Source organism: Acetobacter lambici, from assembly GCF_011516885.1.
GTDB lineage: Bacteria > Pseudomonadota > Alphaproteobacteria > Acetobacterales > Acetobacteraceae > Acetobacter > Acetobacter lambici.
Map to the genome: position 1 here is coordinate 1 of NZ_WOTD01000161.1, position 771 is coordinate 771.

At 60.6% G+C, this 771-nt stretch carries 1 protein-coding gene; it reads right to left on the bottom strand.

Going from position 1 to position 771, the window contains the following annotated elements:
* Nucleotides 1-771, bottom strand: a 771-nt coding sequence (locus GOB86_RS15660; RefSeq protein WP_194301223.1) for a chloride channel protein, incomplete at both ends; no start/stop codon positions are given.

A 771-nucleotide genomic window follows, 5' to 3' on the forward strand; every position in this document is an offset into this window, starting at 1 on the left:
GCGCCAAACAGCTCGACCCCCATGAAGGTACAGGCCAGAGGGGTATTGGCCGCCCCCGCAAAAACAGCCACAAACCCGACTGCCGCGAGAAGATCGGTCGGCACGCCGAGAAAGGTGGACAGCGTATGTCCCAGACCGGCGCCAATGAAGAAAAGGGGCGTGACTTCCCCGCCCTTGAAGCCGGTCGACAGGGCGGCAACCGTGAAGACAAGCTTCCACAGCCAACTCCACGTATAATCACCCGGATGGAAGAAATTGAGGATTGAGGCACCATCAGGCGTGGCCGCCACCACACCAAGACCGAGATAGTCCCGTGATCCGGCGATGAAGACGAGCGCGATGGTCAGTACGCCGCCAATGGCGGGACGCAGCCAGGCAATGGGGCAAAGCGTGCGGAAAACCGGGCTGAGGCGGTGAACGGACTCTGCAAACAGCAGGCTGGTCAGGCCGAAGCAGACGGATGCCACACCGACCTTCAGCAGAAGCACCGGATCCGTATGAAAGATCTGGCCGGAAAGATCAGGATAGCCGGCAAACCCGATCCTGTAAGGGACGTGATGAATACCCCAGGAATGACACACCATATCCGCGAGGATTGAGGCTGCCGCGACCGGAACAAGAGCACGGTAGTCAATACAACCGATACTCAGCACTTCCATGGCGAAGACGGCACCCGCGACGGGTGTTCCAAAGACCGCGCCAAATCCTGCCGCGATCCCGGCCATCAGGATGATGCGGACCCCGTTGTCGTCCAGACGGAACAGGCGGGCG